Origin of the sequence: Citrobacter sp. RHBSTW-00671, assembly GCF_014103415.1 — a bacterium.
In the GTDB taxonomy this organism is placed as follows: Bacteria; Pseudomonadota; Gammaproteobacteria; order Enterobacterales; family Enterobacteriaceae; genus Citrobacter.
This window is the reverse complement of the sequence record NZ_JABXPR010000001.1, coordinates 3,817,752-3,839,000: the sequence shown is the minus strand read 5'-3', so window position 1 is coordinate 3,839,000 and position 21,249 is coordinate 3,817,752. Positions and strand designations below refer to the sequence as shown.

General features: G+C 52.7%; 18 protein-coding genes. 7 read left to right on the top strand and 11 right to left on the bottom strand.

Translation table 11 applies throughout. The features are described 5' to 3' along the window. The first annotated feature begins 161 nt into the window (after positions 1–161). A complete protein-coding gene (gene rhlE / locus HV261_RS18355) occupies positions 162–1,505 on the top strand; it encodes an ATP-dependent RNA helicase RhlE (protein ID WP_202039076.1) in 1,344 nt (447 codons plus the stop codon). Between the two features lie 71 nt (positions 1,506–1,576). Here the strand turns inward: rhlE and HV261_RS18350 are convergent, their stop codons facing one another. Beyond that, positions 1,577–2,311, bottom strand: coding sequence for a GntR family transcriptional regulator (locus tag HV261_RS18350; RefSeq protein ID WP_202039075.1), 735 nt, complete (start codon positions 2,309–2,311; stop codon positions 1,577–1,579). Between the two features lie 202 nt (positions 2,312–2,513). Between HV261_RS18350 and HV261_RS18345 the strand changes: the two genes are divergently transcribed. From HV261_RS18345 to HV261_RS18325, 5 genes are all read left to right on the top strand, one after another. After that, on the top strand, positions 2,514–3,866 hold the full coding sequence (locus HV261_RS18345; protein WP_202039074.1) for a class-II fumarase/aspartase family protein: 1,353 nt from the start codon (positions 2,514–2,516) through the stop codon (positions 3,864–3,866). A 33-nt stretch (positions 3,867–3,899) separates the two neighbouring features. Then, positions 3,900–5,321: a DASS family sodium-coupled anion symporter gene (locus HV261_RS18340; RefSeq protein ID WP_202039073.1), complete on the top strand. Its 1,422-nt coding sequence runs from the start codon at positions 3,900–3,902 to the stop codon at positions 5,319–5,321. Positions 5,322–5,529: 208 nt separating this feature from the next. Further along, positions 5,530–7,680 (top strand): ATP-dependent DNA helicase DinG, encoded by a 2,151-nt coding sequence (gene dinG / locus HV261_RS18335; protein ID WP_202039072.1) that lies wholly within the window; start codon positions 5,530–5,532, stop codon positions 7,678–7,680. Positions 7,681–7,709: 29 nt separating this feature from the next. Next, positions 7,710–8,678, top strand: a complete 969-nt coding sequence (gene ybiB, locus HV261_RS18330; protein ID WP_202039071.1) for a DNA-binding protein YbiB — start codon at positions 7,710–7,712, stop codon at positions 8,676–8,678. A gap of 171 nt (positions 8,679–8,849) precedes the next feature. Continuing rightward, the gene (locus tag HV261_RS18325) at positions 8,850–9,935 is read left to right on the top strand and encodes a malate/lactate/ureidoglycolate dehydrogenase (RefSeq protein WP_202039070.1); all 1,086 of its coding nucleotides are present in this window, start codon (positions 8,850–8,852) and stop codon (positions 9,933–9,935) included. Positions 9,936–10,033: 98 nt separating this feature from the next. Here HV261_RS18325 and ybiJ read toward each other — a convergent pair whose 3' ends face one another. From ybiJ to mcbA, 5 genes are all read right to left on the bottom strand, one after another. Further along, a complete protein-coding gene (gene ybiJ / locus HV261_RS18320; protein WP_048212199.1) occupies positions 10,034–10,294 on the bottom strand; it encodes a DUF1471 family protein YbiJ in 261 nt (86 codons plus the stop codon). Between the two features lie 301 nt (positions 10,295–10,595). Beyond that, positions 10,596–10,862: a DksA/TraR family C4-type zinc finger protein gene (locus tag HV261_RS18315; RefSeq protein WP_048212198.1), complete on the bottom strand. Its 267-nt coding sequence runs from the start codon at positions 10,860–10,862 to the stop codon at positions 10,596–10,598. A gap of 89 nt (positions 10,863–10,951) precedes the next feature. After that, complete coding sequence (gene ybiX / locus HV261_RS18310) at positions 10,952–11,629, bottom strand: PKHD-type hydroxylase YbiX (RefSeq protein WP_202039069.1); 678 nt, start codon at positions 11,627–11,629, stop codon at positions 10,952–10,954. Positions 11,630–11,672: 43 nt separating this feature from the next. After that, the gene (locus tag HV261_RS18305; protein ID WP_137384322.1) at positions 11,673–13,958 is read right to left on the bottom strand and encodes a catecholate siderophore receptor Fiu; all 2,286 of its coding nucleotides are present in this window, start codon (positions 13,956–13,958) and stop codon (positions 11,673–11,675) included. Between the two features lie 288 nt (positions 13,959–14,246). Further along, positions 14,247–14,507 (bottom strand): DUF1471 family periplasmic protein McbA, encoded by a 261-nt coding sequence (gene mcbA / locus HV261_RS18300; RefSeq protein WP_137384321.1) that lies wholly within the window; start codon positions 14,505–14,507, stop codon positions 14,247–14,249. A 200-nt stretch (positions 14,508–14,707) separates the two neighbouring features. On the opposite strand from mcbA, the gene rlmF reads away from it, so the two are divergent. Beyond that, on the top strand, positions 14,708–15,634 hold the full coding sequence (gene rlmF / locus HV261_RS18295) for a 23S rRNA (adenine(1618)-N(6))-methyltransferase RlmF (RefSeq protein ID WP_202039068.1): 927 nt from the start codon (positions 14,708–14,710) through the stop codon (positions 15,632–15,634). Here rlmF and ybiO read toward each other — a convergent pair. From ybiO to dps, 5 genes are all read right to left on the bottom strand, one after another. Next, positions 15,631–17,868 (bottom strand): mechanosensitive channel protein, encoded by a 2,238-nt coding sequence (gene ybiO, locus HV261_RS18290; protein WP_202039067.1) that lies wholly within the window; start codon positions 17,866–17,868, stop codon positions 15,631–15,633. The genes rlmF and ybiO overlap by 4 nt on opposite strands. Positions 17,869–17,988: 120 nt before the next feature. Then, positions 17,989–18,711, bottom strand: coding sequence for a glutamine ABC transporter ATP-binding protein GlnQ (gene glnQ, locus HV261_RS18285; protein ID WP_006685365.1), 723 nt, complete (start codon positions 18,709–18,711; stop codon positions 17,989–17,991). Beyond that, a complete protein-coding gene (gene glnP, locus HV261_RS18280) occupies positions 18,708–19,367 on the bottom strand; it encodes a glutamine ABC transporter permease GlnP (protein ID WP_005123684.1) in 660 nt (219 codons plus the stop codon). Before glnP ends, glnQ begins: the two co-directional genes overlap by 4 nt. A gap of 133 nt (positions 19,368–19,500) precedes the next feature. Beyond that, a complete protein-coding gene (gene glnH, locus HV261_RS18275) occupies positions 19,501–20,247 on the bottom strand; it encodes a glutamine ABC transporter substrate-binding protein GlnH (RefSeq protein WP_005123681.1) in 747 nt (248 codons plus the stop codon). A gap of 364 nt (positions 20,248–20,611) precedes the next feature. Further along, positions 20,612–21,115 (bottom strand): DNA starvation/stationary phase protection protein Dps, encoded by a 504-nt coding sequence (gene dps / locus HV261_RS18270; RefSeq protein WP_005123679.1) that lies wholly within the window; start codon positions 21,113–21,115, stop codon positions 20,612–20,614. Positions 21,116–21,249 lie beyond the last annotated feature (134 nt).

Below are 21,249 nucleotides of genomic sequence, written 5' to 3'. Positions count from 1 at the left end.
TCCAGTCTGTCGACGTATTTTCCGTGGGCGGGAAATTTATGCGGTATATCACAAAAACTGCTACACTCCGCCCCTTCATGACATTGTGGTTTTTGTCATCTCTATTATATGTATCTCCCTGAAAACGACACCGGTAACGGTCAGGGTGGTTCGGAGTTGTTATGTCTTTTGATTCCCTTGGTTTAAACCCTGATATTTTACGTGCCGTTGCCGAGCAGGGTTACCGTGAACCTACCCCTATTCAGCAGCAGGCGATCCCTGCCGTGCTGGAAGGCCGCGATCTGATGGCCAGCGCCCAGACCGGCACGGGTAAAACGGCAGGTTTTACCCTGCCGCTGTTACAACATCTCATTACCCATCAGCCGCATGGCAAAAGCCGTCGTCCGGTACGTGCGCTGATCCTCACGCCAACCCGCGAACTGGCGGCTCAGATTGGCGAAAACGTGCGTGATTACAGTAAGTATCTGAATATTCGCTCGCTGGTGGTTTTTGGCGGCGTCAGCATTAACCCGCAGATGATGAAACTGCGCGGTGGTGTGGATGTACTGATTGCAACGCCGGGGCGCTTGCTCGATCTGGAACACCAAAATGCGGTGAAGCTGGATCAGGTTGAGATCCTGGTGCTGGATGAAGCCGACCGCATGCTGGATATGGGTTTTATCCATGATATTCGTCGCGTACTGGCGAAACTGCCGGCAAAACGTCAGAACCTGCTGTTCTCGGCTACGTTCTCTGACGACATTAAATCGCTGGCCGAAAAGCTGCTGCACAACCCGCTGGAAATTGAAGTGGCGCGTCGTAATACCGCGTCAGAGCAGGTGACTCAGCATGTGCATTTCGTGGATAAAAAACGTAAACGTGAACTGCTGTCGCAGATGATTGGTCAGGGTAACTGGCAGCAGGTGCTGGTATTTACCCGTACTAAACACGGCGCGAACCATCTGGCAGAACAGTTGAACAAAGACGGTATTCGCAGTGCGGCGATCCACGGCAATAAATCTCAGGGGGCGCGTACGCGTGCGCTGGCTGACTTTAAATCCGGGGATATTCGTGTGCTGGTGGCGACCGACATTGCAGCGCGCGGGCTGGATATCGAAGAGTTGCCGCATGTTGTGAACTACGAGTTGCCAAACGTACCGGAAGATTACGTGCACCGTATTGGCCGTACCGGCCGTGCGGCGGCAACCGGTGAAGCGTTGTCGCTGGTGTGCGTTGATGAACACAAGTTGCTGCGCGATATCGAGAAGCTGCTGAAAAAAGAGATCCCGCGTATTGCGATCCCGGGCTATGAGCCAGACCCGTCAATCAAAGCTGAGCCGATCCAGAACGGACGTCAGCAGCGTGGCGGCGGTGGTCGTGGTCAGGGTGGTGCGGGTCGTGGGCAGCAGCCGCGTCGTCAGGATGGCGGTGCGCCAAAAGCGAAACCGCGTAGCAGCGAAGGCAAACCGGCGGGCGATAAGCCTCGTCCGCCGCGCCGTCCGCGCAAACCTTCGTCTGCACAGTAAGTTACGTTACCGGATGGCAGCGTAAACATGTTATCCGGCCTGCCTGTCGCGTAGGTCGGATACGCAATGCATCATTCCCCGGAACTTTGCGATTTCAGTACGATTGAGCAGGTATAGCGTCCTGCCGGATGAATCGAAATCGTCGTTTCAAAAACCTTTCCTTCCCTGTCCAGATAGCGACGCACAATTCTCATCGCCGGAGAATCAGGTGCGACGTTAAGGATTTTTGCCATCTTCCTGGGCACGCCGACGGCCGTAATCGTCTGGTGAACTTCATGGCTTTTAATGCCGTAATGCGTTTCGATCAAATCGCTGATTAACGAGTGTGGATCGTCGCGGATGTACGTGCGCAACTTGGCGTAATCCGTGCTGGCATAACTGTCGGTCCAGCAGATTGGCGCGTCGGGGTTTTGCGCATCTTCGCGAGTGCTGGCAATGTGCAGCCAACGGGAACCTGGCGGGCAGCCAATCATCTGGGAAAGCTCAATATCCGCCACAATCTCGTCGATTTTCTTAATCACGCGCAGGTTGTTTTTTGCCAGCAGTAACAGATCTTCCAGATGCGATAGCGGGTGATTAACACCGTTTGCCTGTGGTTCGCAAACGCGTGTTCCTGCACCTTTACGCCGCGAAATCAGCCCCTGTTCTGTTAATTCCCTCAACGCCTCTCTTATGGTGTGGCGGCTGACCTGCCACGTTTCACACAACTCCATTTCTGTGGGAAACAGTGAGCCGGGAGCAAAGGTACCCACCGAAATTTGCTGTGCCAGTTCACGTGCTATTCGCTTGTACAGAGATTCTTTCATCGCGGTTTCATCAAAAAATTAATGATCTTCATCACAAAAATATGTACGGACTATTCCATACATTCCTCATGAATACTATAAATGTCCGTACATTTAAATGTACGGACATTTGATTATGTCTGGACATTGAGGCGGTCTTTGTTCATCCAACAAACGACCCGAAACACGCATCTTATCATTATCAGATTTTCCAGGGGGATTTATGGCTTCGAATGTACTTGATTCTGTTCTGTTCAGGGATTCTTTCGGCACACCGGCGATGCGCGCGGTGTTTGACGATCGCGAGCTGGTACGCAAATACGTGGCAGTGGAAGTGGCCTTAGCCAAAGCCCAGGCTCGCTGCGGTGTGATACCCGAGGCTGCGGCGCAGGAAATTGCCGAGAAATGTAATGCCGATTCGCTGGATTTCGATTTGCTGCGCCATGAAACCGAGATTGTGGGTTATCCCATCCTGCCGTTGGTACACCAGATTTCGAAACAAGCCGGGGAATCTGGTGGCTATGTGCACTGGGGCGCAACCACGCAGGACATCATGGACACCGCGGTCGTTCTGCAAATTCGTGATGCGTTTGCGTTAATTGAAACCGATATGGACAAACTTCGTGCGACGCTCGCTGACCTCGCACGCCGTTACCGCGATACGCCAATGGCGGGAAGAACCCATCTGCAGCAAGCGCTGCCAGTGACCTTTGGTTATAAAGCCGCTATTTGGCTGGATATGTTCGAACGTCACGCTGAACGTCTTGCCCAGGCGCGTCCGCGTGTACTGGTTGGCGAGTTTGCGGGTGCGGCCGGTACGCTGGCATCGCTGGGGGATAAAGGGCTGGCGGTACAAAAAGCGATGATGGAAGAGTTGGGACTCAATGTACCGACCTCCACCTGGCACGTTGCGCGTGATGGTTTTGCCGAAGCCGTAAACCTGCTGGCGGTAATGACCGGTTCGCTGGGCAAAATTGCGTATGACGTGATGCTGATGGCATCAAACGAGTTTGGTGAGCTGTATGAACCGTTTGTCAAAGGCCGCGGAGCCAGCAGTACTATGCCGCAGAAACGTAACCCTATTTCCAGTGAGCTGATGCTGGCCTGTGCGAAAGGCGTACGCCAGCAAGCGGGACTGATGCTGGATGCGATGGTGCAGGATCTGGAGCGGGCGACCGGACCGTGGCATGCGGAATGGATTGCTATCCCGGAAAGTTTTGTCCTCAGCGCCGGGGCATTGCATCAGGCCAACTTTATGCTGGCGGGGCTGGTGGTTGATGAGGCTGCGATGAAACGTAACCTCGGCATGACCAACGGACTGATTGTGGCTGAAGCAGTCATGATGGGACTGGCACCGTATATCGGTCGTCAGGATGCGCATGACGTCGTGTATGACGCCTGTCGTATCGTCAATGAACAAGGGGGACGACTGGCGGATGTGCTGAATGCGATGCCATCCGTCTGTGAACGACTGGACCCACAGTTGATTGAAGAACTGACCGACCCGGCGAATTACCTGGGAATGGCACCCGCGATGGTCGATCAGGTGCTGGCCAAATATCTGTCGCAGAAATGACGGTGCTCGGGTTAACGGAATAAGGATATTTTTATGTCAACGAATTCTGTCGCGGGAAAATCCATTCTGTCGTTCCTGATACCGCTGGCCATTGGGGGGATCATTTGGTTTTACCCCGTACCTGATGGTCTGACGCCTCAGGCCTGGCATATGTTTGCCATTTTTGCCGCGACCATTGCCGCTATTCTTACCCAACCGCTCCCGTCGGGGGCGGTGATGTTGATTGCGCTTTGCGTGGTCATTTTTACCAAAACCTTGCCAGAGGCAAAAGCGCTTTCCGGGTTTGCTTCCGGCACGGTATGGCTTATCTTCTGCGCTTATGTCCTATCTCTGGGGTTTGTTACCTCAGGGCTTGGGAAACGTATCGCGTACAAAATGCTGTCGCTTTTTGGCGGCAGCAGCCTGGGTATCGCCTACTCGCTGGGGGTGTCCGATCTGATTATGGCCCCGGCAATGCCGTCGGTTACTGCCCGCTCCGGGGGGATAATTTTTCCCATCACCCGTTCAATCAATGACGTACTGGGCTCTGCGCCTGGGGTAACCGGCAAGCGCATCGGCGATTTCTTAACCATGGTGTGCTTTCAGTTTACGCCGATTACCGGGGCGATATTCCTCACCGGGATGGCGGCGAATCCGCTGGTGGCCAGTCTGGCAAAATCCTCGTTAGGCGTTGAGATAACCTGGGGCGGATGGTTTATTTCCGCAGTGGTTCCGGCGATGGCCTGTTTCTGCCTGATGCCGCTTCTGGTCTATAAATTGCTGGACCCTGAGCTTAAGCGGACGCCAGAAGCAAAAGCGATGGGCAAGCAGGCGTTGGGTGAACTCGGTGCGATGAGCAGCAACGAGAAAAAGGTGGCTTTTGGCTTTGTGCTGGCGTTGGTCGGCTGGGGCACCAGCTTGATCACGGGATTATCGGCGACCTCTGTCGGGCTGGGGCTGGCTGCCTATCTGTTCGCCTCTGGCGCAGTCAGTTGGAAAAGCCTGCTCAATGACCACGCGGCCTGGGATACGGTGATTTGGTTTAGCGTCATTATTAGTCTGGCGACCGGACTTGCCGATCTGGGCTTTATTAAATGGATGACGATAAAACTGGGCAGCGGTATTCAGGGATTTGGCGCGATAGAATCCTTTGTTATGCTGGGGATCCTTTATATTTACGTTCATTATCTCTTTGCCACGGCGACCGGGCATGTCGCTGCACTGTATGCCCCTTTTGCGGCAACGGCGATCGCAGCAGGCGCGCCGCCGATGATGGTTGCTATCTGCTTTGGTATCTTCAGTAACCTGATGTGGGGTAATACGGAGTACGGTGGTGGGCCAGGCCCGATCTATTTTGCCCAAGGGTATTTTGAACGTCCGCGCTTTTACAAAATCAACCTCTGCGTGGTGACGGCGAATGTGATTATCATTTTTGCCGTGGGCATGCTGTGGTGGAAGTTGTTGGGATACTATTAACCGACACTCTTATTCGGCTTGCAATGTACCTCACTGTAGGCCGAATAAGGCGCAAACCCGGATTGTAGGCCGGATAAGGCATGTAAGCCGCCATCCGGCAATTTAAGCCAGTGCTGCGAGCCGCTTTCCAGAATGGGGGAAAAAGGTACATTGAGCGTCTGAAATGTGCCACAATGGTGGCTGTTTATACAGTATTTCAGGTTTTCTCATGGCATTAACCGCGGCGCTAAAAGCGCAAATAGCCGCCTGGTACAAGGCGCTTCAGGAACAGATCCCCGACTTTATTCCCCGAGCACCGCAGCGGCAGATGATTGCCGATGTCGCGAAAACGCTGGCAGGGGAAGAGGGACGGCATCTGGCGATTGAAGCACCGACCGGTGTAGGGAAAACGTTATCTTACCTGATCCCCGGTATCGCCATTGCGCGTGAAGAACAGAAAACGTTGGTGGTCAGTACCGCTAACGTCGCGCTGCAGGATCAGATCTACAGCAAAGACCTGCCGCTACTGCGTAAAATCATCCCCGATCTGCGTTTTACCGCTGCTTTTGGTCGTGGTCGTTATGTCTGCCCGCGCAATTTGGCTGCGCTGGCGAGTACCGAACCCAATCAACAGGATCTGCTGGCCTTTCTCGACGATGATCTGACGCCCAATAACCAGGAAGAACAAAAGCGCTGCGCCAGGCTGAAAGGCGATCTCGACAGCTATAAATGGGACGGGTTGCGCGATCACACGGATATCGCCATTGATGACGGACTCTGGCAGCGTCTGAGCACCGATAAAGCGAGCTGTCTGAACCGCAACTGCCACTACTATCGTGAATGTCCTTTTTTTGTCGCCCGCCGTGAGATTCAGGAAGTTGAAGTAGTGGTGGCGAACCACGCGTTGGTGATGGCGGCAATGGAAAGCGAAGCCGTACTGCCAGAGCCGAAAAACCTGCTGTTAGTCCTTGATGAAGGCCATCATTTGCCGGATGTCGCCCGCGATGCGCTGGAGATGAGTGCAGAAATCAGCGCCCCCTGGTATCGACTTCAGCTGGATCTGTTCTGCAAATTAGTAGCAACCTGCATGGAGCAGTTCCGCCCGAAAACCACGCCGCCGCTGGCGAACGCCGAGCGGTTGAACGCTCACTGTGAAGAGCTATATGAGCTGATTGCTTCACTTAATAACATCCTTAATCTCTATATGCCCGCCACGCAGGAAGCGGAACACCGCTTTGCAATGGGAGAACTGCCTGGTGAAGTGATGGAGATCTGCCAGCGACTGGCGAAACTGACGGAAATGCTGCGTGGCCTGGCAGAACTGTTCCTCAACGATCTCAGTGAAAAAACCGGTACCCACGATATTGTGCGTCTACATCGGGTTATTTTGCAGATGAACCGGGCATTGGGCATGTTCGAGGCGCAAAGCAAATTGTGGCGCCTGGCGTCGCTGGCGCAGTCGTCAGGCGCGCCGGTGAGTAAATGGGCAACGCGCGAGGTGCGCGATGGGCAGATCCACGTCTGGTTCCATTGTGTCGGGATCCGCGTGAGCGATCAGCTCGAACGACTGCTGTGGCGTAGCGTACCGCATATTATTGTGACCTCTGCCACGCTCCGTTCTCTCAATAGCTTCTCGCGTCTGCAGGAGATGAGCGGTCTGAAAGAAAAAGCAGGAGACCGCTTTGTCGCGCTGGATTCACCGTTTAACCACGTTGAACAGGGCAAAATCGTCATTCCAAAGATGCGCTACGAACCGTTGATGGAGAACGAAGAGCAGCATATCGCGGAAATGGCGGCCTATTTCCGCGAGCAACTGGAAAGTAAAAAGCATCAGGGCATGCTGGTGCTTTTTGCCAGCGGGCGGGCGATGCAGCGTTTTCTGGAGCACGTTACCGATCTGCGCTTGCTGCTGCTGGTACAGGGTGACCAGCCGCGCTATCGTCTGGTGGAGTTACACCGAAAGCGGGTAGAAAACGGCGAACGCAGCGTACTGGTCGGACTGCAATCTTTTGCCGAAGGTCTGGATTTGAAAGGCGAATTGCTGACTCAGGTACATATTCACAAAATCGCCTTTCCGCCCATCGACAGTCCGGTAGTGGTCACTGAGGGCGAGTGGCTGAAAAGCCTGAACCGCTACCCTTTTGAGGTGCAAAGCTTACCGGCAGCGTCGTTCAATTTGATCCAGCAAGTTGGGCGACTCATTCGTAGCCATGGCTGCTGGGGTGAAGTCGTGATCTACGATAAGCGGTTGTTGACCAAAAACTATGGCAAGCGTTTACTGAATGCGTTACCCATTTTTCCGATAGAGCAACCTGCTGTGCCAGACGTTATAGTAAAACCAAAAGAAAAAGCGAAACCCACGCGCCGCCGTCGGCGTTAACGATGCGAGCAACAGGAAAGGAGTTATCGATGGATTACCGCAAAATCATCAAAGAGATTGGGCGAGGTAAAAATCACGCGCGTGACCTGGACCAGGATACTGCTCGCGGACTGTATACCCATATGCTGAATGGCGATGTCCCCGACCTTGAGATGGGCGGCGTGCTGATTGCGCTGCGCATCAAAGGCGAGGGGGAAGCGGAGATGCTGGGCTTTTATGAAGCGATGCAAAACCATACCATTCGCCTGACGCCGCCTGTTGCCAAACCCATGCCTATTGTTATCCCCAGTTACAATGGCGCGCGCAAGCAGGCCAATCTGACGCCGCTGCTGGCTATCTTACTGCATAAACTGGGATTCCCGGTGCTGGTACACGGCGTCAGCGAAGATCCAACCCGCGTGCTGACAGAAACCATTTTTGAACTGATGGGGATCATGCCCACGCTGCATGCTGGCCAGGCACAGGCAAAACTGGATGGCCATGAACCGGTGTTTATTCCGGTGCGTGCGCTGTGTCCGCCGCTGGAGACGCAACTGGCGATGCGCTGGAGAATGGGCGTGCGCAACAGTGCGCACACGCTGGCGAAGTTGGCCACGCCGTTTGCAGAAGATGCCGCGCTGCGTCTTGCCAGTGTTTCTCATCCTGAATATGTCTCGCGAGTGGCGAAATTTTTCGGCGACATTGGCGGCCGTGGTTTGCTGATGCACGGCACGGAAGGCGAAGTGTATGCCAACCCGCAACGCTGTCCGCAGATTAGCCTGATAGACCCGACGGGAGTGCGTGTGCTACAGGACCGCCAGAGTGAAATGCCTGATGAGCCCGTCCCACTGCCGGTAGCAAAAGATCCGGAGACGACCGCCCGCTGGATTGAACGCTGTCTGGCCGGAAGCGAGCCGATACCGGCCTCATTGAAAATTCAGATGGCTTGCTGTCTGGTGGCCACCGGGGAATCCGCCACGCTGGCAGACGGGTTTGATCGCGTCGACCAAAGCTTCTGACCCTTTCTTCATCCCGACGGGCCTGTCATCTGGCCCGTCAGTCGTTCCTGTCCTGCACCCTCTGCAACGTGAAATTTCTGCACGTTTATTGACCTCCTGGCTACCGTAGCGCAGCATAGTTTGTTGAAAAATAAGAAACACAACAAACACGCAACACAACAGGAGATTACAATGAACAGTGGACATCGCTTTCACGCGCCAACGCTGCATGCGTTTATTCAGGCCGTTTTCCGCCAGATGGGGAGTGACGAGCATGAAGCGCAGTTGGTGGCCGATCATCTGATTGCCTCAAACCTCGCCGGCCATGATTCACATGGTATCGGGATGATCCCAAGCTACATTCGCTCATTCTCGCAGGGGCATTTGCAGATCAATCGTCATGCGAAAGTGGTGAAAGAGGCGGGGGCAGTGGTTACGCTGGATGGGGATTGCGCATTTGGTCAGGTAGCCGCGCATGAAGCTATCGCGCTGGGGATTGAGAAAGCTCAGCAGTACGGAATTGCTGCGGTAGCACTGCATAATTCTCATCATATTGGGCGCATTGGCTACTGGGCGGAGCAGTGTGCGGCGGCGGGCTTTGTCTCTATACACTTTGTGAATGTGGTGGGGATCCCGATGGTTGCCCCGTTCCATGGCCGTGATAGCCGTTTTGGCACCAACCCTTTCTGCGTCGTGTTTCCACGTAAAAATGATTTCCCGTTGCTGTTGGACTACGCGACCAGCGCCATCGCTTTTGGTAAAACGCGCGTGGCGTGGCACAAAGGTGAGCCGGTTGCGCCGGGTTGTCTGATTGATGCCCTGGGGGCTCCTACCACCGATCCTGCCGTTATGCAGGAATCGCCATTGGGCGCGCTGCTCACCTTCGCCCAGCATAAAGGCTACGCGCTGGCGGCAATGTGTGAAATCATGGGCGGTGCGCTCTCTGGCGGTAAAACGACCCACGAAGCCAGTTTGCAGAACAGCGCAGACGCCATTATTAACTGCATGACCACGATCATCATTAACCCAACGCTATTCGGTGCCCCGGACTGTGACAATCAGGTTTCGGCATTTGCTGAATGGGTCAAAGCGTCGCCGCATGCTGAGGATGCGCCTATCCTGTTACCGGGCGAGTGGGAAGTGAATACCCGTGAAGAGCGGCTGGCGCAGGGTATCCCGCTTGATGCCGGAAGCTGGCAAGCGATATGTGAGGCGGCACGGCAAATCGGTATGCCGGATGCGGTATTGCAGGCGTTTCGCCAACGGCTTGAACACTAGATAAAAAAAAAGCCCGTCCAGTGGCGGACGGGCAAACAAAGGGTAACAAACAGGGTCAATGAGGGTTGGAGCATTGGGTCGTACAGGAATTCTGTTGGTTATTTGTAGATAACCGCGGTGCCGCTCATTTTGTCGTTGCCGACAGCGGAGGTGATGCTGTAACCACTTGCACCAGCAGCAGCCGCTTTTTCAGCCAGTTTTGCTTCCAGGCCGTCCAGCGTGGTGGCGCCATCAGCAGATACCACACCCATTTTATTCATGCTTTGCGCCTGAGTGGAGGTAACCGGCTCAGCAGCGAAAACACCAAATGACAGGGTAGACAGGGCGATAGCAGCAACAGCAAATTTAATGTTTTTCATGATTTTTCTCTCGCAGGTTTATTCGGTTAGTCGATGTTCTGTTCAGTAGACGTTGTTCTGTCGATGTGAGAAGTATCACGTTTTTTTCGGTGAGAGAAAATCGAATAGAATTGACGACATCAATCAAAAAAATTGAATGACAAATAACTTATTGAATATTAATAAATTCAGAAGAGGGATTTACAGTTCTTGTCATTGCGCTTTACAGAGAAAGTGACAACGGCACATTTTGCTACACCGTGGGTGAAAAAGCGTGCTCGTAAAGGAAATCGTATGCGCTGAAACTTTTGGTAAAGATGAGTCAACGTAGCTGGCTGTCTTTCGAACCTCTGCGATTATATCCTGAAAATGCAGAGTTATGTGAATCTTTATCCTGTTGGCAGGAGATGCACAAACGCACGCCAGGTACCGCTTCACGGCGCGCCTGCGGGATAGGATTGCCACATTCTTCACATTCATGCAGACTTTCTCCCGTGGGTAACTCGCCACGGGCACGGGCAACAGCATCTTCAATCGTATTGTTGATCTGTTCGTTCACGGCGTCGTCATTTGCCCAGCCGGATGCCATGTGTGCCTCCTGTCATTCGTTTTATAAAACTCGTTTATAGAATAATTATAGCGAATGAGATGGGGGAAAAATGAGCGCCTACGGGCGTATCAGATTTCGGACCACTCGCGCAGCAGGTTATGGTAAAGATTAAGCAACGACAGGATCTCCGCACTTTCTCCGTGGCGCGCTTTCAGTGATTGAATGTTCTTATCCAGTTCAAACAGCATGGCGCGTTTTTTGTCATCACGGATCATCGACTGGACCCACATAAACGATGCCACACGGTTTCCTCGGGTAACCGGCGTGACGCAGTGCAGACTGCTGGAGGGGTAAAGTACCAGATCGCCTGCAGGAAGCTTCACCGTGTGTTGTCCGTAAGTATCATTTACCCGGAGTTCCCCGCCGTCATAGCTGTCGGGATTGCTTAAAAATAAGGTCGCGGAAAGGTCAGTTCGCATCCAGCCATTTTCTGGATGGCTACGCACCGCGCCATCAACGTGAAAACCGTAGGTTTCGTTGTTCTGATAACGATTGAACAGCGGTGTAGAGAGGGTTTTCGGCAGTGCGGCAGCGAAAAACAACGCGCTGTTGTTCACGGCGTTCTGCACCGCTTGTTGCAATGCCATATAGCGCTCGCTTCGCGTGTCAACCTGCTGGTTATTTTTAACCTGTGCTCCCTGAGCGCCCGTTGTGACACGGCCATCAACCCAGTCTATGGTTTCCAGTTGTTCGCGAAACCAGGCTACATCCTGCGCCGACAGGACGCCGGGAATGTGGTACATCATCAGAGTTTCTCCTGAAAGTGGGGCTTGCGCCCCACACAATGGATTAGAAATGCATATTCGCGGTGAGCAGGAAGGTTCTTGGCTCGCCCGGATGGTAACGGTATCCACTTTTGTTAATGGAGGATACGTATTGGGTGTCAAACAGGTTGTAGACGTTCAACTGGAAATCGAGATTACGGTTTACGCGATAGCCTAACTTGGCATCCGCCACCCAGTAGCCTTCGGTATAGGATGGTGTCCCAACGGCGCCGTCCGAACCGCGATGCATGCTGCCTACGTAGCGAGCACCGGCACCAACGGAAACATCATCAGTGGCCTGGTACTGACTCCACAGCGTGAAGGCATGTTCCGGCGTATACGGCAGGGAAGATGAACCATCCTGCGCGACGTCTTGACCGCTATGCACCGTGGCGCGCTGTTGGGTATAACCGCCAATCACCTGCCATGCCGGGGTAATATTTCCTGCCACGGAGAGCTCGTAGCCTTCAACACGTTTTTCGCCATACTGGGAGTATGTCCCGTCATCGTTCTGTTCAACTTCGTTCTCGATATCCGTGCGGAAAACGGCGGCGGTCAACAGCAGGCGTTTATCCAGCACCTCCCATTTCGTCCCGATTTCGCTGGTCTTTGCCTTTTGCGGTTTAAAATCGGTACGGTTGGCGCTGTTACCGGTCCCACTTTGAGCAAGGGCAAAATTACTGCCGCCCGGCGGTTGCTGAGAAACCGCGTAGTTGATGTAAACGTTGCCGTTCTCGGTCAAATGGTACAGCGCACCCGCTTTCCAGTTCACCAGATTACCGGATTTCGCGGTGTCGACGGTGGTGACCGGAGAACCTTTGGCAGCGCCCGTTGGGCACGCGACGGCACCGCGACCAGAAGCGCCGCACGCAGTTGCACTGTCATACTCGGTTCGGTAATTATCCAGACGAATACCACCGTTCAGTTCAATATCACGCGTAATTTGCAGCGTATCGAAGGCATAAATACCGAAAGTATCGGTCTGTCCGTTGGCGTTGGCGCCATTACGGGATAATCCGCCAATGTTCACGTTGCTGTTCGGTGAGTAAATATTGACCGGTGGCGGGGTGAGTGGCGCTACGCCATAGTTGGTCTGTGTTTCACGGGTCAACTCCACGCCGGTACTGATGTCATGTCCGACAGCACCGGTATAAAATTTTGACGTCAGGTTGGTCTGGTTGGTGAGGATTTTGTTGCTGACATCTTTGGTATTCGCCACCCGTGACCAGCTCCAGGTATCGACGTTGCGAGTTGGCTGCGTGATGTTTGATGCGCCGCCCATGACCGCGGTCATCAGATAATCCTGTTTAATGCGCGACCAGCGCGTGGTGTTACGAAGGGTCGTGCTGTCACTCAGGTCATGCTCGAAACGCATTGTCGCGGTATCGGTCGTCGAGTCGTCGTAATCGGAGTCGGTACCATAGAAATTATGTGTATCTACTTTTCCGGAATGATTCAGGGCCGACGTTCCAGCAGACGGCGCTGAGTAGCCAGGCAGACCAATAGTCGGAATTCCTCCGTCCGGTGTGTTGTGCTGGGTGACGTGTAGATAGTTCAGATACAGTCGGTTTTCGGTGCCTAAGCCAAAGGCAATAGAGGGGGCCACGCCGTAGCGTTCATTTTTAATGTTATCGCGTCCGGCGTCATGCGTTTTCTCACCCATCAGGTTTAAGCGCACTGCGGTGGTGTCACCGATGACCTGATTGATATCCAGCGTTCCCCGGCGGAACCAGGCGCTACCGACGCTGGCTGAGGCATCAATACCTGAATCGGTGCGCGGCTGCTTGCTGATCATATTGATGGAGCCTGTGGGGGCACTGCGACCATAGTCGGTGCCGGAAGGCCCTTTAATCACTTCAACCTGTTCCGTATTGAAGGTGTCACGCGTGACGCTACCAATATCACGAATACCGTCGATATAAATGCTGTTTGAGGTGTCAGCTCCTCGCATATACACCGCATCGCCGGTGGTGGAGTTACCATTTTCACCCGCAAAAAATGCACCAACACCCGGCACGTTTTTCAACGCATCAGTAAGATTGGTTGCTCCCTGATCCTTAATAACCTGCTCAGAAATGACCGTCATGGTGCGAGTGGTGTCAGCCACCGGACGAGAGAACTTCGGGTCGGCAGAGTGCGTTGGGGCATACAGCGAGGGCTTAGCTGCTTCAACGACCAGCGTATCTTCCTGCTTTGTCTCTTGTGAGCCTGCGGCGACGGCCTGGGCTACAGGAGACAGGCCAATACACAGGCCGGCAAAGAAGGTGAGCGAGTGAAAACTACTAGACGGCAGATTGCGATTTTTATCCATGTTAATGAATGACTTATTATTGATTAGAAGGTTTCACTCAAACGAAGGGACATCTCTGTGGACGTTATACCCTGCAGGTCTCGCCTGAATGAAATGCGTAATTGATAATAATTTTGATAAGCATTATCAATAAGAGCGACGTTTTAGCATTCATTACTTCAAAAATAAATACATTTATTTACATTGAACTCAAAATTCCAACATGGTGGTTACAGTTCATGCAGGGGATTTCAGAAAGAAAGGACAGCAAACTGCATTCAGGGCGAATGCAGTTGAGCTGAGGGAGAGTTACTTATAGATAGTTGCTGTACCGTACATCTGATTTTTACCGCCAGCGGAATTAACCACAAAGCCTTTCGCGCCTTGCTCTTTCGCTTTTTCTGCCAGCTTACCTTCAAGGTCATCCAGGCTTGATGCTCCGCTCACGGAAATCGTACCGGAGGCTTGTAGTGGACCGGTGGCAGGACTGGTATTGGGCTGTGCAGCAAAAGTCGCAAATGTCATGCCGGTAAGTACGGTAGCGGCAAGGAATGTGAGGCATTTCTTCATGATGATATCCTCTGAGAAACAACAGATCGTGCCTGATAAGTTTAGGTTGTCATTGCAGGGCATTTGCCGCAAAAAATCGACCAACAACAGGCTGTTTTTTGAACGATACAATTCGCATAAAAAATGAAATTTCCCTGCAGTGTATGTTTACCCCGTGGCGTTATGCGGGTATCTTACGCCGCTGTTAAAAGGAGAATGCTATGCCCCCCCAGAAACCGGGATTACATCCACGCAACCGCCACAATGGCCGTTATGATCTTGCGACGTTATGCCAGGTTACCCCTGAGCTGACGCAATTTCTCATCCTCACGCCAGGCGGCGAGCAGAGTGTTGATTTCGCGAATCCGCAGGCAGTGAAGGCGCTCAATAAAGCACTGCTAGCGCATTATTATGCGGTGGCAAACTGGGATATCCCGGAAGGTTTCCTGTGCCCGCCGGTTCCGGGTCGTGCGGACTACATTCACCATCTGGCCGACCTGTTGGGTGAAACCACCGGAACCATCCCTGCAAATGCCAGCGTGCTGGATGTTGGGGTAGGGGCGAACTGCATTTATCCACTGATCGGCGTGCATGAATACGGCTGGCGTTTTACCGGCAGCGAAACCAGTAGTGAAGCGTTTAGCAGCGCTCAGGCAATCATCAATGGCAACCCTGGCTTAACCCGGGCGATTCGTTTGCGTCGTCAGAAAGATGCTTCAGCTATCTTCAACGGCATTATTCACAAGAATGAGCAGTACGAAGCCACGTTGTGTAATCCGCCATTCCATGATTCTGCTGCCTCTGCCCGTGCCGGAAGCGAGCGCAAACGCCGCAATCTGGGGCAAGACAAAGATGACGCGCTGAACTTTGGCGGCCAGCAGCAGGAGCTGTGGTGCGAAGGAGGTGAAGTGGCGTTCATCAAGAAAATGATCGCAGAAAGCCAGGCCTTTGGTCGTCAGGTGATGTGGTTCACCACGCTGGTATCGCGGGGTGAGAATCTGCCTCCGTTGTACCATGCGTTAACCGATGCTGGCGCGGTGAAAGTGGTTAAAAAAGAGATGGCCCAGGGGCAAAAGCAGAGTCGCTTTATTGCCTGGACCTTTATGGATAACGATCAGCGTCGTCGTTTTATGGCGCGTCAACGCTAAATCGTGGGCTCGCTCGGCGGCAGCGGTTCTGCTGCCGTTGATTGCGGGCCTGACACCGGTGCAGGCAGTACCTGATAGGTCTGTACCGGGGGGCGCACGTTGGCCAGATCGAAGTGTTTTTTCACCTCGCTGTCGAGCGCAAAACGTACCGTCCACTGCTTCAGCGGCAGGGTGGTAAACGAGACCCTTAAGGTGAATGCCGTATTGGTCAAACCGACAATCCCGGCAAACGACGGCTCGCCAATGATAAGCCCACGAATATCATCCTTTTCCATCACCGCAGCGACCGCATCCTTCAGCGCCTGATTGGCTTTATCCGCGTCTTCATGACGGTCGACGTCGTAATTCGCAACGACCGATCCGATCCCACGGACGAAGTTGGCGAAGGTTGTTATCGAGGACCACGGGATGATGTGGTATGCCCCTGTGTCCTGGCGTACCCCAACAGAACGGATCGACATGCGTTCGACCGTGCCGGTTAACGGGCCGATAGTGACCAGATCGCCGGTATTCATGCCGTTTTCAAACTGGATAAATATCCCAGTAATAATATCCTTCACCAGTGTCTGTGATCCGAAAGAGATCGCCAGCCCCAGCGCGCCGGCCCCGGCCAGTAATGGGGCGATATTGACGCCAATCTCTGACAACACAATCATGATCGTGATGGTACTGATGATCACTGCCAGCGCGTTGCGAAATAACGTCAACAGCGTGCGAGTCCGCGCACTGGGCAGCGGGCGACCGTGAATATCTGAAGCCAGGCGGTTTTCTATCAGGCTGGCAAGGATCGTCCAGCCGATAGCAGAGAAGAAGAGAATCAGTGCGATGCGGATCAGAATATCGACCGTTTTTTCGCCTGCGCCGTAATGCAGCCAGTTCCAGAAGTCGAACAGTCCCCAGGCGTTGAGTAGCAGCATAACGGCGACACACACTGTCAGGATCCTGGCCACGCTTAACGCCGTTGACAGCCAGCCATTTAGCCGCTTTTGTAATTCCGGATAGCTGCGCTGGGTGTGCGGTGAAAGGGTAATGGTTTTGGCAATCCAGCGGGATAGCATGCCGGATACAAAGGCGGCGATCCCGATGATCACCAGGCTGCGTAACGTTGCGCCCATCATGAATTTCAGACTATTTCCCGGATCAAAGAGTGAGAAGAAGAACAACACAATGAAATAGGCGCTGGCCAGCCAATGCCAGACCAGCGCAAAAGCACGGATAAACAGGCTAAAGAAGGCTAAAGAGCGTGCGGCAAGATTCTGTAAGTGCTGGGTAATCTCATTCTTGTTTCTGAAAATCAGGTACAGCGCCCACAGCGTGATGCACAGCATGATGATGACGTTAGCCATTGCGCCGACCTGTACATTGACCTGGTTCGAAATAATGGGGACCGCCACAATAAGCCCGTAACCAATCAGACTGCTTAATGAACTCAGACGCCGGTTCCAGTAGCGTGCGCCTGCATCCTGAATGTTAAATGGTCGCAGCTCTGTCACCGCCGGGCAAAAAATCAGGCGCAAAATGGCCTTAAAAAATTCAATCAGTGCGAAGGCATTGAGAAACAAGCTCTGCTGGAATGCAATCGTGCGGCTACCGGCATTCATTCGATCACTCAATATCTGCCCGACAAACAGGGTGAGCGCCAGCAGCAGTAAATCGACAATGAACGCGCCAACGATCATGGCGGGAAGCTGTAACCAGTTACTGCGCTCGCGGTTTTTCCGTCGCGCCCACTGCCCCATTTTGCGATACAGCGGCAGTGCGCAAAGCCGTATCAGCCAGTAAAAGCCAAAAACAGATACCGCCAGCATAAGGAAATGGGTCAGGGCATTCGAGAATGTTTGTGGATTAAAGGTTTTGTGGGGGGCGTCAGTAATGTTGCGATACAGCTGGGCAAAGCGGCTTGAGAGAGCCTCGCCATAATGACGGCTGATATCCGTGACATTCTCCAGCACCGTTTTTTCTTCCGTTAACGTTGGTGGGACAATGGTGGGCACCGGTTCGGGAGGTGGCGTGGCCGCCACTTTGCGCAATTGACCGATCAGCTCCTGGCGTGAACTCTCATTTTCCAGCACATCCGCCAGTGCGCCATAGGCCGCCTTTTTTTGTTCGATATCGGGTTCTGTCGTGGGGCCAGTTTGCGGGCTGGTTGAGGCCGGGGAGGGAACGCCGGGTATCGTTACCGCGTGAGTCGGCATGCTCAGAAGACAAAAGAAGATGAACAGGAACCAGCGCATCACTCCTCCCATGAGAAAACAAATTCAAAAGGATAAGTATAGATGTCAGGGCGGGAGAGGATTGAAATGAGAGGATTCTGGTGAAAAACCTCCCTTCCGGCTGAAGGGAGGTATCAGGCATCATGAAACGTGCTGCAAAAATTCCTGCAAACGCTGGCTGGGTGGATTTTCAATCAGGGCTTGCGGATTACCATCTTCGGCAATACGTCCTTTATCGATGAAAATCAGGCGTGAGGCTACTTTTTCGGCGAAGCCAATTTCGTGAGTCACAATCACCATGGTCATCCCTTCTTCTGCCAGGTCCTGCATGACTTTCAGAACCTCATGACGCAGTTCCGGGTCCAGCGCCGAGGTTGGCTCGTCAAACAGCATCATTTTCGGCTTCACCGCCAGCGCACGGGCAATGGCAACACGCTGTTGCTGACCGCCGGAAAGCTCTGAAGGGTAGTGGTGGGCACGCTCGGCCAGACCGACTTTTGCCAGCAGCTCTTTGGCCAGTTTTTCCGCCTGTTCTTTATTCGCCCCGCGTACGCGTAGCGGGCCAAACATGACGTTTTCCAGCGCCGTCAGATGGGGGAACAGATAGAACTGCTGAAACACCATTCCGGCTTCCTGGCGGATTAACCGTTCATCGACCTTGGGATCGTTGACTTTCAGACCGTCAACAATCAGGTCACCGGAGGTAATTTCTTCCAGCTTGTTAATGCAGCGCAGCAGCGTAGATTTACCGGAGCCAGATGGCCCGATAATCACCACGACTTCACCTTGTTTAATATTCAGATCGATGTTGTGTAGCACCTGGGTTGGACCAAAGTGCTTAGAAACGTTTTTAAATTCAATCACAGGATTTTCATCCTTCTTTCCAGACGACGCAGAATGAAGCTCAGCACCAGCGTAATGATCAGATAGAACACCGCAACGGCGCTCCAGATTTCCAGGGCGCGGAAGTTACCCGCAATGATTTCCTGACCCTGGCGCGTCAGTTCAGCGACGCCAATGACGATAAACAGCGAGGTATCTTTGATGCTGATGATCCACTGGTTGCCTAGTGGTGGCAGCATACGACGCAGCGCAAGAGGTAAAATAACGTGGCGGATGGTCTCCGTGCGAGAAAGTCCAAGCGCCAGGCCAGCCTCGCTGAATCCTTTGTGGATTGAGAGTACCGCGCCACGCGTGATTTCCGCGATATAGGCACCGGAGTTAATCATGATGGTGACAACAGCGGCGCTGAAGGGGTCAATACGTAAATCGTTAAACGCCATTGGCAGGGCGAAGTAGATAAACATGACCTGTACAACGATTGGCGTACCGCGGATGACTTCGATAAAGACCAGCGCTACATGGTTGGCTATCCAACCGCCGAAGGTACGCGCAAAACCCGCTGCAAGCCCGATAATCAGCCCGCCGGCCAGACCGAGGATTGAAATCCACAGGGTCATTTTGGCGCCTTCTATCAAAAGCGGGATGGCGGGCCAGATGGCACTCCAGTCAAACTGCATATGTCGTTCCTGTTACCGTGGTGAAAAGAGTCAAATGCCCGTTTTACCGGATGTACTTATCCGGCCTACAGGTCTCAAAAATGCTGGCGCAGACCCGGTAAGCATCACGTTACCGGGCCTGTGCTGTAGATTATTATTTAGGTTCAGTACCGAACCATTTTTTGTAGATTTCGTTGTAAGTACCGTTCTCTTTCAGCGTTTTCAGCGCGCCGTTCACTTTCTCACGCAGTGCATCGCTGCCTTTCGGGAAGGCGATACCGTACTGCTGGGCTTCCAGGGAATCGCCTACAGCTTTGAACTGACCGTTGCCGGCAGTTTTGATGAAGTACAGAATGTTTGGTGTATCGTGCAGTACCGCGTCTGCGCGGTTGGTACCCAGTTCCATATACGCGTTATCAATGTTCGGGAACTGACGCAGGTCTTTGGTTTTGATGTTCGCTTTGGCGTAATCCACTGAGCCGGTACCGCCCTTCACTGCGACGACTTTACCGTCCAGATCTTTTACGCTTTTGACATCGTTATTGTTCGCTTTAACCATCACTAACAGGCCGCTTTTGTAGTAGCCGTCAGAGAAGTCGATGGCTTTTTTACGCTCTTCGGTAATGGTGATACCTGCCAGCGCCAAATCGACGTTTTTAGTTTGCAGGGCCGGGATGATGCCGCTGAAATCCATAGGTTTCAGTTCATAATCCAGCTTTAGTTCTTTGGCCACGGCAGCCCACAGATCCACATCAAAACCAACGTATTTGTCGCCCTGTTTGAATTCAAAGGGAACAAAGGCGGTGTCGGTTGCGACAACGAGTTTCTTATCTGCGGCATGGGAGGACACCGCAAAAGCCAGGGTAAGTGCAGCCAGTGAAACTTTTAATACAGACTTCATAGGATTTCCTTTTATATCCACGGGGCGATCCCCTGCGAGAACATATGGCTTAATGAAAAAATCGTGCCAATTTTGCAACTCATTGTTTTAAAAAGAGGGCGTCTCATTTTGTTGCACAATAAGTAGGGCAAAGTGGGCTGTTTGCACCGTTTCAGGGCACTCATTTGGTGCATGACGGGCGCGGTGCAAACGGTATGACTATTTAGCGTAAAAATTGTTGATAAAACAATCTTTCGTTAACGATTGTGTGAAGTGATTATTACAAATAATTTACTTTGAAGTGGCGAATGATCAATGTTATGCACCATAGAAGTGCAAAACCCCCGCAAATGCGAGGGTAATATAGGTATTTCTTATATGTCTGTTATTCGATATTCGCTTCGATAAACCACAAGAATTTGTCGAGGTCACGGGAAGCCGCAGTGAAGATATCTGCTGTATCCTCATCTTTTGCTTCACTTATCGCTTTACGTACGCTGTTAGCAACCACGGCATAACGTTCGGCCAGCTCTTTTAAGTGGTCCTGTACGTTATGGATATCCAGCGGGTAGCTTTTCAGCGGCGTTTTGCTGTTAATAACCTGCGTTGTCCCCAGTGCCACACCACCTAACTGTACGGCACGCTCAGCCATGGTATCGAGGTGATCGGTCAGTGCAGTCCGGAAACCATCCAGCATTTCATGTACGGCAATGAAGTTTGCGCCGCGCATATTCCAGTGTGCCTGTTTGGTGATCAGTGACAGGTCGATGAATTGGATCACCTGCTGATTCAGCAGTTCAACGGTCGCTTTTTTATCGCTGTCTGTTACATCGTTGCGGGTATAAAGGAGGGCAGATGCTTTTGTTTTTACCAGTTTTGCGGTACTCATAATTTCATATCCTCTTGATGTTTACGTCCCAAATCTTCAACGAGGATAAGTATAGCGCTAATTTCAGTTTTATTTTTCCGGTGTTACCTATCACTTTAATAGCGAGGCGAATGAAAATATAAAATATCGATATA